Genomic DNA, 12,672 nt, shown 5'->3' with positions numbered 1-12,672 from the left:
AGATCAGGCAGCATGGCGTGCGGGGCTGCGCATCGCGACCTCTTCGCCACCCGACATCAGAACCACACGCTCGTAGCCGGCGTCCTGGAAATCCTGCATCAGGCCGACGAAGGCAGCTTCTTCGATCTCAGGCAGAGACAGGATAATCTCGATCTCCTTGCTGCGCGTCAGTCTTGACACGCCGGCGACATCGGCCGCGCCGCATTCCACGATGACGATATCGTAGGCCGATGACAGCGCATCGAGCAGCAGCGACAGCCGATCGGCGCCTCGCATGGCGCGACGTACATCGCTCACACCCTGCGGGATCAAGTGCGCATCGGAAAGCCGGTCGCCATGGATCGTCTCGCCGAAGGCAGCCTCGCCGCAGAGAAGATCGGTAACGCCCGGTGCCTCGGGGTTTTCAGCCATGAGCTCGGTCGGATAGCCGGAGCCGGTCATGTCGATCAGGATCACCCGGCGTCCGTCATCGGCCAGCAGGCGTGCCAAGACAACAGTTGCGGCGGAGCCATTGTCACCGGTCGGGGATATGGAAACGGCGAGCGGAGCACGGCAGTCGGCGAGATAGCTCGCGACGGAAGAGACGGAGAACTCGTTCTCGTCGGCAGGAGTTTCCTCGACCGGCTCGACTTCGGGCTCCTCGTCGTCGACCGCTGCCGTCAGCATACTGGGCTTGGCAAGCCTTGCTGCGGGAACGGGAGCCGTTCCCGCAGGAATGGCAGCTGCTCCGCCCTGCTCTTCCTCTTCGACCCTGTCTTCGATAGTGCGAGATTCGACTTCCAGAGGTTCGACCGGGCGAAGCGCGCGACCACTGAAGAGTTCGGAGAGCATGACGACGATCGCGCTCATGATGAGGGTTGCGACGGCAGCAACGATGACGATAGGCACGACTTTCGGGAAATAAGGATCGACCTGCTCGATCGCTTTCGAAACGATACGGGCGTCCGCCGGGCTGGAATTCCGGTCGGCACGGGACGCGGCTTCGCGGTAGCGAACGAGGTAGGTTTCGAGAAGCTGGCGCTGGGCGTTCGCCTCCCGCTCCAGCGCGTTCAGGCCGACTTCGTCCTCGCCTGCCCTGGCGCTGTTGGCCTGCAGCTTATCGGACTGCTGCTCAAGTTCCTTGGCGCGCAGATCGGCGACCTTCGTCTCGTTTTCGATGCTGGCAAGGATCTTCTGCGTTTCCTGGCGGATCTGCGTGCGGATATCGGCAAGCTGGGCACGCAGGCTCTTCAGCCGCGGATGGTTGTTGAGCAGGCTCGTCTGCAGGTCTGATATCTGCGACTGCAGGCCGGATTCGGTCGCCTTCAGCCGCTGGATCGACTGCGACGACATGATGTCACCTAGCGTATCGGAGGCTTCGCCTGAAGACAGCGCGTTGCGCACGGCCTGCGCCCTCGCCTCGGCATTCGCCTTGTCTGTGCGCACACGGGTCAGCTCGACGGAAATGTCGTTGAGCTGCTGCGCGGTGAAGGTCGTCGTGCCATTGGTCTGCAACAGGCCGTGGGTCGTGCGGTAATCGGCGACCTTTTTCTCGGCCTCGCTCACCTTCTGGCGCAGGCTGTCGATCTCAGGTTCGAGCCAGCGCGTCGCTTCCGAGTTGGAGTCGAGCTTGGCGCCGCTCTGGATCGCCAGGTAGACCTGCGCCATGGCGTTCGGAATGCTCGCGGCGAGCTTCGGATCCTTGGAGGTGAAGGTAATGCCGATGACGCGCGAGCCCGGCACCTGATAGACCTGCAGGCGCTGGGTGAAGGCGTCGATGACACGCTCTTCCGGCGGATTTTCCAGCGGGTTCTTCTTCAGGTGCAGCGCCACGAGGATATCGGTGAGCGCGGAGCCGTTCGCGGCAGCATCGAATTCCGGCAGATTGTAGAGCTTCAGATTGTTGATGACCTGCTTGATGAGGTCGGCCGATTGCAGAAGCTGTACCTGGCTGGCGATATTCAACTCATCGAGCAGCGGTCCGGCATTGGCGTCACTCGTCTGCGTATTGGCAAAGGCGGGAGCGCGCGGTTCGATGAGTACGCGTGTCTCGCTGCGATATTGCGGCGAAACGATCTTGGCGCCGGCAAAAGCGACTGCCGCACCCAATGCGGTGATCGTCAATATTCTCAGACGACGTGCCCAGACCGCGCGCGCAAGCTGGCCGAGGTCGATGTCCACATCCTGATCACTCGCTACGCGGGACATACTCATTACTCCAATACGAACTGCCCGAAGCGTAAACGACCATGGTAACTCAACGGTTAATGGCAGCTCCCTCGCAAACAAGATGCTCCTGATAAAGGATTTGAGGAAATCGGCGGTTTTTTTACCGGGCATTAACCCTAATAGATCGATAACGGCTCGACCGAATTATCTTCCTGTGAGCAAGCGGATGCCCTTCGTCCAGCCCAAGATCCTGATGGCTATGAGCCTTGTCGCCATGATGGCTGCAGTGGCGGGCTGCACCACCTATCGGCCGGCGCCGAAGGCCTTCAACCAGGCGACGATCCAGCCCTATTCGCTCGACAGCGGCGACCGCCTGCGCATCACCGTCTTCGATCAGGCAACGCTGACCAATACCTATACGGTGGATCAGGCCGGCTATATCGCATTCCCCCTTATCGGCCAGGTCCCTGCCCGCGGCCGCACCCTGCAGCAACTCTCGGGCCAGATCGCCCAGAAGCTGCAGCAGGGCTATCTTCGCGATCCTGATGTCACCATCGATGTCGACCGGTATCGTTCCGTCTTCATCATGGGCGAAGTCGGGCAGCCCGGCCAATATGCCTATGTGCCCGGCATGACCGTTCAGAACGCTATCGCAGTTGCCGGCGGCTTCACCAGCCGCGCCAACCAGAGCATGGTCGACGTCACGCGCAAGATCAACGGACAGGTGCTGACGGGCCGCGTCAATATTTCCGGCCCGATCATCGCCGGCGACACGATCTATGTCCGCGAACGGCTTTTCTAGCCGATGATAGAACAGAGGCCCCTCCGCATTCTTCACTGCTTCCGCTCGCCGGTCGGCGGAATTTTCCGCCATGTCCGCGATCTCGTGGAGGAACACAGCCGGGCGGGCCATGACATCGGCATCATCTGCGACAGTTCGACCGGCGGCGAATATGAGGACAGCCTCTTCGACGATATCCGCCCCTATCTTTCGCTCGGTCTGATGCGCATTCCGATACGGCGCTCCATCAGCCCGTCGGATGCAGCGGCTCTCTGGAATACATTCAAGGAAATCAGGAGCTTGCGGCCGGATGTGCTGCATGGGCACGGCGCCAAGGGCGGCGTGCTCGCGCGGCTTGCCGGCTCAGCCCTGCGGGTCAACAGGTATCGCGTAGCCCGCCTCTATACTGCGCATGGCGGAAGCCTGCACTATTCCCGCGCCTCCATGCTCGGCCAGTTCGTGCTGCGCATGGAGCGGCTGCAGGAGTATTTTACCGATGCGCTGGTCTTCATCTGCGAATACGAGCGACAAACCTATGCGACCAAGGTGGGCCGGCCCCGGGTCATGAACCGGTTGATCTATAACGGCATCGGCGCACGGGATTTTTCCGATATTCCGACCCGCTCCGACGCCGTACATTTCATCTATGTCGGCATGCTGCGCGATCTCAAAGGCCCGGATCTTTTCATCGACGCCTTCGCCAAGACCGAGCGCCTGCTCGGCCGGCCGCTTTCGGCGCTGATGATCGGCGACGGACCGGAACGCGACCGTTATCGCGAGATGATGGTCGAGCGCGGCCTCGGCAAGCGCATCGGCATGCTGCCCGCCATGCGCGTGAGGGAGGCCTTCTCCATGGCGCAGAATCTCGTCGTCCCCTCCCGCGCCGAAGCCATGCCTTACATCGTTCTGGAAGGGCTCGGCGCCGGCAAGACGGTCATCGCCTCGCGTGTCGGCGGCATTCCCGAGGTGCTTGGAACAGACAGTCCCGCACTGGTGACACCGGGGGATTCCGACGATCTGGCGCGGGTGATGGCGGAGGCACTGACAGTGCCCGGCTGGCACGACAAGGTCATGCCTTCTCCTGAAGCGGTCAAATCGGTCTTTTCCGCGCCGGTCATGGCCCGCGAAGTGCTGAAACTCTACGGCGAGCTCGTCAATCCCGCTACGGCACAGGCAATCTCGGCCGCCTCGTAAAAGTTTCTTAGGGGCTTTCTGTTATCCCGCTCACATCAACGAGCGATGAAGCCCCATGAACAAGCTGGAAAAGAGCGGACAGTTCGACGTGGAAGCCCTGCGCAAGCAGGTTTCTGATACAGAGACGCGCGGCGACGCCTCTATGCATGCTGCCGGCGAGACGCCTCCCATCAATCCCTATGCCCGTCAGATTGCCGAGCAGTTTCGTGACGGAACCTACTCGCCTGTCATCATTATCGGCCAGTTGCGGCTGCTGGAATTCCTAACGCAGTTCGTCATCGGCCTTGTCACCTTCTATTTCGCACCCGGCGACGGCAGCGACAGCATCGCGCTGCGGGCCGTCATGGCGGCTGTCGTTTCAGCATCGACCGTCGTGGCGATTCAACTTGCCGATACCTATTCCATTCCGGCTCTCAGAGCCCGCGTGCGATATCTGCCACGTGCGTTCGCAGCATTCGCCATCGTCTTCGTGCTGACAACAGGCAGCTTCTCGCTCTTGCGCGGCCTCAGCGCAGCGACTGCGGAATCCTACGGTATCTGGTTTATTGCAGGTGCGCTCTTTCTGGTTATCGAGCGCTTCCTCGTGGCGCAGGGCATCCGCAACTGGGCGCGCAACGGCATCATGGAGCGCCGCGCCGTCATCGTCGGCGGGGGCGAGCCGGCCAAGGAACTGATCCGCATGCTGGAGCAGCAGGCGGATAACGACATCCGTATCTGCGGCATCTTCGACGACCGCGGCGAGAAGCGCTCGCCGATCATGGTGGCCGGCTATCCGAAGCTCGGCACGGTGAGTGAACTCGTCGAATTCGTGCGGATGACGCGCATCGACATGCTGATCATCGCACTGCCGCTGTCTGCCGAAGCACGTATTTTCGAACTTTTGAAGAAGCTCTGGGTGCTGCCGGTCGACATTCGCCTTGCCGCACACGCCAATCGTCTGCGTTTCCGCCCGCGCGCCTATTCGCATGTGGGCGCAGTGCCGATGCTCGATATTTTCAAGAAGCCGATCCGCGACTGGGATTCCGTTGCCAAACGGGCATTCGATATCTTCTTCACCATCATCGCGCTCTGCCTGCTCTGGCCGATCATGCTGGCGACAGCGATCGCCGTGAAGGCGACCTCGGAAGGGCCGGTCTTCTTCATGCAGAAGCGTCATGGCTTCAACAACGAGATCATCAACGTCTTCAAGTTCCGCTCCATGTACGCCAGCATGGGCGATCCGACGGCAAGGGCTGCCGTCACCAAGGGTGATCCGCGTGTCACACCCGTCGGCCGCTTCATCCGCAAGTCCTCGATCGACGAGCTGCCGCAGCTCTTCAACGTGCTGAAGGGGGAACTTTCGCTGGTCGGCCCGCGTCCGCACGCCGTGCTCGCGCAGGCGCGCGAGCGCGCTTTCGCCGATATCGTCGACGGTTATTTCGCCCGTCACCGCGTCAAGCCCGGTGTCACCGGCTGGGCGCAGATCAACGGCTGGCGCGGCGAAGTGGACAATGACGAGAAGATCAAGTTCCGCACGGCCTACGACCTCTATTATATCGAGAACTGGTCGCTCTTGTTCGACCTCAAGATCCTGTTCCTGACGCCGATCCGGCTGCTCAACACGGAAAATGCCTATTGAGCGCGATCGACGCCTCCCATGTGCGCGTGGCCCAGCCGCAACGGCAGACGCTGCGCCTCATCGGCTCGGCGGCGGTCGCTTTCGGGGTCTTTCTTTCCGGCTTCGTCATCGACGAGCCGGCGCCTTATGAATTGTGGATGGCGGGGCTGATCGGACTCTGGTTCATCCTCGGCCTGAAGATATCGCGCACCACCGCGCCGCTCATGGCGCTGCTTCTGACCTTCAATATCGGCGGCATGCTGTCGCTTACTCAGATGCGGGACCTGGCGACCGGCCCGATGTATATTGCCGTCTCCACCTTCCTGGCTCTGACCTCCATCTTCTACGCCGCGATCATCGAGGACAGCCACAAGCGGCTGCCGCTGATCTTCAATGCCTGGAGTTTTGCGGCTGTTATCACGTCCCTACTCGGCATACTCGGCTATTTCCACGCCTTTCCGGGCTCGGAAGTCTTCACGCTCTACGACCGCGCCAAGGGCGCCTTCCAGGACCCGAACGTCTTCGGCCCCTTCCTCGTGCCGCCGGGGCTTTACCTCGTCCACGGCATTCTCGCCGGAAATCTCAAGACGTCACCGATCAAGGCGGGAGCGCTGCTCATCCTGGCGCTCGGCATCTTCCTCTCCTTCTCACGCGCAGCATGGGGCCTCTTCGCCTTGGGTGTGGTGGTACTGATCTTTATCATGCTGCTGAAGGAGCGCAGCGGTGCCTTCCGGCTGCGGGTGCTTGTCCTGTCGCTCGGCGCGATCATCCTGATGGTGGCCTCGCTGCTGGTCGCGCTGCAGGTTCCCAAGGTCAGTGAGCTCTTCTCCGCCCGCGCCCAGCTCGTGCAGCAATATGACGGTGAACACCTCGGCCGTTTCGATCGCCATCGCATCGGCTTCCAGATGATGATGGAACGGCCGCTCGGCATAGGACCGCTGGTCTTCGGCACCATGTTTCCGGAAGACGAACACAATATCTGGCTGAAATCGCTGACGACCTATGGCTGGCTGGGCTTCGTCAGCTATGTCGGCATGCTGTGCTGGACGCTCTATCTCGGCTTCCGCAACATATTGCTCGACCGGCCGTGGCAGCCTTTTCTCATGGTCGCGTGGATTTCCGTTCTCGGCCATGCGGCGATCGGCAACGTGATCGACATCGACCACTGGCGGCACGTCTACCTGTTGTTCGGCATCGTCTGGGGTTGTGCGGCGCTGGAAGTTCGTCACAAGCGCTCGAGCCGCTCACAGACACTTGAGAAGTTCGGCAAAAGCGCTAGATCTCCGGCATGATTACAGGGACACAGATACGTGGCGCACGCGCCATGATCGGCATGAGCATCGAGGATCTCGCAGCTCATGCAGGACTTTCCGTCGAAACAGTCCAGGCGCTGGAAAACGGCGAATCGGTGGGCGAGACGCGCGCCACGATCGACGTGCGCAATACGCTGGAAGCCCACGGCATCATCTTCATCGCCAGCGGCAACCAGGATGAAGGCGGCCCTGGCATACGCCTGCGCGCCCGCAGCTCCAACGATGACGGCATCAGGCCGGAAAACCTCAACGCTGCCAACGACGATTGACGGACCAGGCGCCTCTCAGGCGTCATATCGTCCACGAAGCCAGCAAACCCGACGGCGTCGAGATGAGCATCGGCAAGAACGGTGTCTCGGTCGAGCAGACCTGAGCTTTAGAGATAAGTCTTGGCGAGAATGCTCAGCTTGCCGCTGTCCTTCACGCCCTGCCTGTAAAGCTGGATGAGAGCTGCACCGATCCGGTCGGCTTCCGGCGTGCGGGGAGTGATGCCGCTGTCGTCGCAAACCTGGCTCAAAACCCGCGACAGCAAGTCGATATCTTCCGAGAAGAGCGGTAAATCCTGGGGGTGAACTGACGATTTCAACATCGCGCCACATTTCCCTTAGAGGGCACAACGCATCGTTATTGTTGCGCAGCCGACGCCCTCCCTGTCAGCCTCGTTCGCATTATGCGCGTAGCCCGAAATTTTAGCAACCGCGCAATTAAATCGTCGGGAACAATCTCGTGCTTCGTGCGTTACGGGCCGTTTGGAATACATATGGAATGCGGAGCCGTGAACGAAAAGCGCTTCCGTTTGCCCGTGAGGTCAAATCTCCAAGCAACGGCTTCATTGTCGCAACCGCCTGGGATGCCGTCGAAATATCTCGAGCGCTGACCGGCTAAGCGGCCGCGAATACCGCACAGCGCTCCAGCACTGCCTCTATGCGGTGGATCGGCTGAAAAAGCGAGCGCAGCACAGGCCTCCCTTCGTGTTGGCCGCCGGAACCGCTGAACAATTGGTGTAAGAATTGAAGATTCGGCTCAGAATTTCAGCCGGTCGCTCGCTGCATAGAGCTGAAACTGGTTAAAGCCTTCGATGATCGCCTTGGCGCCGACCTCGGCCACATACTCTTCGGCAAGCTCCGCAAGCGCAAGGGCAACATCCCCTTCCGGCCAGCCGGCTTTCAAGGCATCCTCGGAGAGGGCCTTGAACGCAACGGCAAGGGTCTGCCGGCAATCCTGCCTGTTACTGTCGATCGTCATACGCCCGAAACTACGCTTTCCTACGATTTCCCTTTCTTACACGTTCAGCGACAAAATTGCGAATAAATTCCAATTTCAAACGTCAAAGATTGGAAATGTCGCAGACGCTTGGCCTCAGCCAAAGGTAGACTTGACTGAATATACAATAAATCTCCTTCTTTAAGCAGGAATATTTAGTCACGATATTAAGGAAATATTTCACCAGAAATTTATCGGCTTAAAAACTGCAACCGGAAATCTATATTATTTCAGCACGATGCCGTCTCCAGCTTAACGCCATATTGCCCAGCAGCGAAAGAATTTCCATGCCACGTCGGTGTATGCAAGGACTTTTGACGCTTTGCGCAGACTTTTTTCGGCAGTCATCCGCCGGTTTTGAGGATTCCAGGCAGCACCGGAGAGGCAGAGTAAAAGCTGCCTGACAGACATTCCATTGGACAAGTTCCGTTTTATGATCACGCCGGCATTTTTCCCTTGCGTCCAAAAACCGAAAAGTCTAACAGGAGCAAGCCGTTTCGGCAGGTCGGGGCGTAGCGCAGCCCGGTAGCGCACTTGACTGGGGGTCAAGGGGTCGCTGGTTCATTATAAGGGATCAGTGAATCTGTTCAGACCGCCTTTAAATGGCAGTGACGGAATGTAGCGCAGTCTGGTAGCGCACTTGACTGGGGGTCAAGGGGTCGTCGGTTCAAATCCGGCCATTCCGAGGTTTTTCAAGGGCTTATCGTCTCGATAGCCGTCGATTTTGAAGCGCCAGCTAGTTTCGATTAGCTGGCGTTTTCGCGTTCTGAACAGGTGAACACGTTCTAGCGCTCGTTTTCCATCCGCACTCTAATTTCAACTTATCCGCCGACTAGGCGGATTCCGCTTCTATCATTCGAAAATGAGCAGGACCTGCGGCGCCGACACACGCAGGGAGGTACTGCTCATTTCTTCGAATGAACAAAGTTGGGCGCAGCCCTCCGTTTGCGCCCGCAGGGCGCGCCCCCTTTGGACCCCGAGCATAGCGAGGGGCTTTGAGAATCCGCTCAAGCTGCCCTTCACGCCGTTCGCCTCTCCTCCATGCCCGATGTATCCGTGGATACCGGCGTATTGCATTTCTACGGACTTCTTCACAACGCGGACTTGTCACCCCTCTAATTCCGCTCGGGCGATGCAACAAATGTTGACATCTGACATTTGTGATCGTATTGCTCACATGGTGATCATTTTGTTTTAGCCAATTGAGGAATGAGCCTTGATCTCGCAACTAATAGATCCCTCGATCGCATTGAACCTCTTCGATGACCTCCGAAGGATTCAAACTGAGCCGTGTGATGCTATGTGGGCAAATGCCCCTGTGCTGGATTTTTGGACGATCGTGGCGACGCCAGCATTTGGCCTCAGGGGAACGGTCCACGGTCACCCACATCTTAAAGACGGTCATCAGATCAACACCAGTCAGGTATTCTATATAGACTCCGCCCGCGACATCGCCCGGACCTATAGTCGCTGGTATCGCTTGAACCGCTTAGCTGGAAGCATAAGCCACTAAAATACCGATTGAATTTCAATCGCGGTCGGTCGAGCACGCGACGCGGATCTTTGCCAGATCGGCACGCCTTCGCAGGAGATCGTGCTTTCCATCCCATTAGAAAGGCAGTGCGAACCGTGAGATACGGCAGGTCGAGGTGGATGTATGACAAATGAAGAACAGGTGGCCTTCCGGCCGACTAAAGCATTCGCGCAGTCTGCCGAACAAGCAGCGGACGCCGGTACCGGTTTTGAACCCCCGGAGATCGTGAAATACTCCGAAGCGGACCGTTTTCGCCTTGCCGTTCACGAAGTGGGCCATGCCTTGGTGGCGCTTGCGGTGGGATACGCATACAGCGCGACGATCGAGATCAAGAGGATTTTCGATCCGTCCGCTTGGTATCTCGGCGGATCGACTGATTTTGACGTGGTGGAGGAGGACAACCTCCCCACCGAGGCCAGTCTGCTCAACCGCATCGCGGTAGGATACGGGGGCATGGCCGCTGAGGCAGTCGTGTTTGAGGCTCGATCCGTCGGGTCCGGCGGTGTGGTGGGAAGTGACATCGAGCACGTGACAGCCATCGCGAGACGGATGATCGGAAGCTATGGCTTCGGGAAGACTCCCCTTTATCTTGGAGCCGTCGACTCTCTTGGGCACGAGCCGTTGCCGGAAAGGCTGGAGAAGGAGGTCATGAAGATACTCGATGGACAGTATAGTCGCGCTTTGGATATCCTCGCTGGCGAACATAAGCGCATCGTCTCCCTGGCGACAGATGCCGCTTCCCATCAGTCCGTCAGAATCGCGTTGCCAAACGGATAACCCCGGACACGCAAAGGTTTCACCTCGCGAACGAACCCGCAGCGAATCCTTGCAAGCATCAGCCGAAGCAGCTTGATCACGCTCACGTGCAGCGATGCGCGTGACGGCGGCTTCCATACTCGGAAAAATTCCATGAACATTCCCCGCAACCGTCAGGGATTCGCTCTGCCGGAATACATAGCCTACGCGAGTGTAAGCCGGGCCATTCGAGCGTATCAGCGTGCGGATCGTTTCGCCTTAGCTCTCGTGCTGCCGCGCTGGGAAGACAAAGGAACCTATCTCCGGGCAGCGGCCGCGCTACTGAATCCTTTGGGCGACTTCCGGAATTCCGACCGCGTCTATATCGGCGACGAGAAGTCGGGGACATACGACACCATTCTCGACGACTTCGCCAACCATAAGACCATCGTTTTGTTCAAGAACGCAGGCGATATCCCTGACGAGATCACTGTCGCGTTCGACGCCGTCTTACAGGTGGATCCGCCTTCGATCCGGCAGGTGCAGGGTGTGGTCAAGTGGGTCTATAAACTCGATCTCACGCCGGATGAAGCGGAGTTTCTGGCTCGCAGCAATTGGAGGCGCCTCAAGCTTGCTGTCGTGCGCGGCCGACCCATGTCGCGTGTTTTGGCAATGCTCCGGGAGCGGAAATCGTCTACCCCGCATGGACCCAAGAGAAATCCCCTAATCGATGAAGCGATGGCGCTCGAATCCATGGAAGGATATGGCGACGCAAAGCGATGGGGGCTTGAATTAGCCAAGGATATCGCCGAGTGGAACACTGGGGCACTCCCGTGGGAGGATGTCGACCGCGGGATCCTGTTGTCGGGACCGCCGGGCGTTGGAAAGACAATCTTCTCACAGGCACTTGCGACGACCTGCAAGACGGACCTCGTAATCGCCTCATATGCCAAATGGCAGGCGAAAGGCCATCTGGGCGACTTTCTCAAAGCCATGCAAGCGAGCTTTGCAGAGGCCCGAAAAAAGGCCCCTGCAATTCTGTTCATTGATGAACTCGATGCCTTCGGTGACCGAAACACCGTCGACGGCGGAAATGCCTCGTACGACATCAAGGCGATCAATGGGCTGCTAGAAGAGCTGGACGGCCTTGAAGGCCGGGAAGGTGTCGTCGTCGTGGGGGCTTGTAACAATCCGCAATGGATTGACCCCGCGATTACCAGGCCCGGCCGTCTCGACCGCCATGTCCGCATCGGTTTGCCGGACCTCGCCGCCCGCGCCGCGATCTTCCGCGTGCATTTGAAGGGCGAGCTCACCGACGACGATCATCGCGCGTTTGCTGAGGCTACCGACGGCATGACCGGCGCAGACATCCAGCAGATAGTTCGTTACGCTCGCAGGAACGCGAGGCGGGGCAGGCATCCGATAACCGCGGAAGATGTCCTCCAATATGTTCCACCTGTCGTGGACGTGCCACCGGAAGTCGTTCGCGTAAATGCCGTCCACGAGATCGGCCATGCTGTCGTGGGCGCCGTGCTTGGCATGGAGTTGATGACCGTATCCGTTGCATTCACGCTAAGATTTGGCCAGAAGGCGCAACCAGCCGGCCAAGCTGTTTTCGCGCGCAATGTATGGGCACGCCGCACCAGGCAGCACTATCTCGACATCATTGCGATGACGATGGCGGGCATGGCTGCCGAGCAGCTCCTTCTTGGTTGCTGGGATGATGGCGCTTCCGGCGGGGCAGGATCCGATCTGCATGAAGCAACTAAGATCGCGATCGCGCTGGAGCGGTCATACGGCATGGGCCAGAAACTGGCATCTTACGGCCCGATCGAAGACAACCCGGCGCGGGACATCAAATCCCTTGACGCAGTTCTGATGTCACAGGTCGACACTATTCTCCGGAAGCAGCTCAAGCGGGCGACCGCGATCCTTGAGCGCCATAAGAGTAAATGCCTGAGGCTAGTAAACGAACTTGTCGCACGACAATTGCTGCCGGGTGCAGAGATCATGAGCGCGCTTGATCAGGATCATGACGATCAGGTCTCGTCCGGACGCTCACCTGACTTCGAGTCGTGAGTTCTCTATTGTGGGAATTTGAGCCCCT

Annotated in this window: 11 protein-coding genes and 1 tRNA gene; 9 read left to right on the top strand and 3 right to left on the bottom strand. The window is 59.1% G+C overall.

The genetic code is table 11. The annotated features are described in order from the left end of the window. Positions 1 to 3: 3 nt before the first annotated feature. Complete coding sequence (locus ACK9YZ_RS05695) at positions 4 to 2,187, bottom strand: GumC family protein (protein WP_416065950.1); 2,184 nt, start codon at positions 2,185 to 2,187, stop codon at positions 4 to 6. Positions 2,188 to 2,374: 187 nt separating this feature from the next. Here ACK9YZ_RS05695 and ACK9YZ_RS05690 point away from each other — a divergent pair, with 187 nt between their 5' ends. The 5 genes from ACK9YZ_RS05690 to ACK9YZ_RS05670 are packed head-to-tail and all read left to right on the top strand — an operon-like array spanning position 2,375 to position 7,302. Next, positions 2,375 to 2,950: a polysaccharide biosynthesis/export family protein gene (locus ACK9YZ_RS05690; protein ID WP_416066825.1), complete on the top strand. Its 576-nt coding sequence runs from the start codon at positions 2,375 to 2,377 to the stop codon at positions 2,948 to 2,950. Positions 2,951 to 2,953: 3 nt separating this feature from the next. Beyond that, on the top strand, positions 2,954 to 4,123 hold the full coding sequence (locus ACK9YZ_RS05685) for a glycosyltransferase family 4 protein (protein ID WP_416065949.1): 1,170 nt from the start codon (positions 2,954 to 2,956) through the stop codon (positions 4,121 to 4,123). A 55-nt stretch (positions 4,124 to 4,178) separates the two neighbouring features. Next, the gene (locus ACK9YZ_RS05680) at positions 4,179 to 5,741 is read left to right on the top strand and encodes an undecaprenyl-phosphate glucose phosphotransferase (protein ID WP_416065948.1); all 1,563 of its coding nucleotides are present in this window, start codon (positions 4,179 to 4,181) and stop codon (positions 5,739 to 5,741) included. Beyond that, positions 5,738 to 7,012 carry an O-antigen ligase family protein gene (locus ACK9YZ_RS05675; protein ID WP_416065947.1) on the top strand — a complete coding sequence of 425 codons (1,275 nt, stop codon included), beginning with the start codon at positions 5,738 to 5,740 and terminating at the stop codon, positions 7,010 to 7,012. The genes ACK9YZ_RS05680 and ACK9YZ_RS05675 overlap by 4 nt, the downstream gene beginning before the upstream one ends. Further along, positions 7,009 to 7,302, top strand: a complete 294-nt coding sequence (locus ACK9YZ_RS05670; RefSeq protein ID WP_216757654.1) for a helix-turn-helix domain-containing protein — start codon at positions 7,009 to 7,011, stop codon at positions 7,300 to 7,302. The genes ACK9YZ_RS05675 and ACK9YZ_RS05670 overlap by 4 nt, the downstream gene beginning before the upstream one ends. A 107-nt stretch (positions 7,303 to 7,409) precedes the next feature. Here the strand turns inward: ACK9YZ_RS05670 and ACK9YZ_RS05665 are convergent, their stop codons facing one another. After that, positions 7,410 to 7,622 (bottom strand): hypothetical protein, encoded by a 213-nt coding sequence (locus ACK9YZ_RS05665; RefSeq protein ID WP_216757653.1) that lies wholly within the window; start codon positions 7,620 to 7,622, stop codon positions 7,410 to 7,412. Positions 7,623 to 8,056: 434 nt separating this feature from the next. Continuing rightward, on the bottom strand, positions 8,057 to 8,278 hold the full coding sequence (locus ACK9YZ_RS05660) for a hypothetical protein (RefSeq protein WP_416065946.1): 222 nt from the start codon (positions 8,276 to 8,278) through the stop codon (positions 8,057 to 8,059). A gap of 630 nt (positions 8,279 to 8,908) precedes the next feature. Between ACK9YZ_RS05660 and ACK9YZ_RS05655 the strand changes: the two genes are divergently transcribed. From ACK9YZ_RS05655 to ACK9YZ_RS05640, 4 genes are all read left to right on the top strand, one after another. Next, positions 8,909 to 8,982 (top strand) — tRNA-Pro (locus tag ACK9YZ_RS05655). 614 nt (positions 8,983 to 9,596) lie between these two features. Continuing rightward, positions 9,597 to 9,809: a DUF6634 family protein gene (locus ACK9YZ_RS05650; protein ID WP_416066824.1), complete on the top strand. Its 213-nt coding sequence runs from the start codon at positions 9,597 to 9,599 to the stop codon at positions 9,807 to 9,809. A gap of 144 nt (positions 9,810 to 9,953) precedes the next feature. Further along, positions 9,954 to 10,607: a hypothetical protein gene (locus ACK9YZ_RS05645; protein WP_416065945.1), complete on the top strand. Its 654-nt coding sequence runs from the start codon at positions 9,954 to 9,956 to the stop codon at positions 10,605 to 10,607. Between the two features lie 132 nt (positions 10,608 to 10,739). After that, positions 10,740 to 12,644: an AAA family ATPase gene (locus ACK9YZ_RS05640; RefSeq protein ID WP_416065944.1), complete on the top strand. Its 1,905-nt coding sequence runs from the start codon at positions 10,740 to 10,742 to the stop codon at positions 12,642 to 12,644. The last annotated feature ends 28 nt before the right edge of the window (positions 12,645 to 12,672 follow it).

Source organism: Rhizobium sp. ZK1 (assembly GCF_047782645.1).
Classification (GTDB): domain Bacteria; phylum Pseudomonadota; class Alphaproteobacteria; order Rhizobiales; family Rhizobiaceae; genus Rhizobium.
Note: the sequence above shows the minus strand (reverse complement) of the source record. Positions and strands in the feature narration are given on the sequence as shown.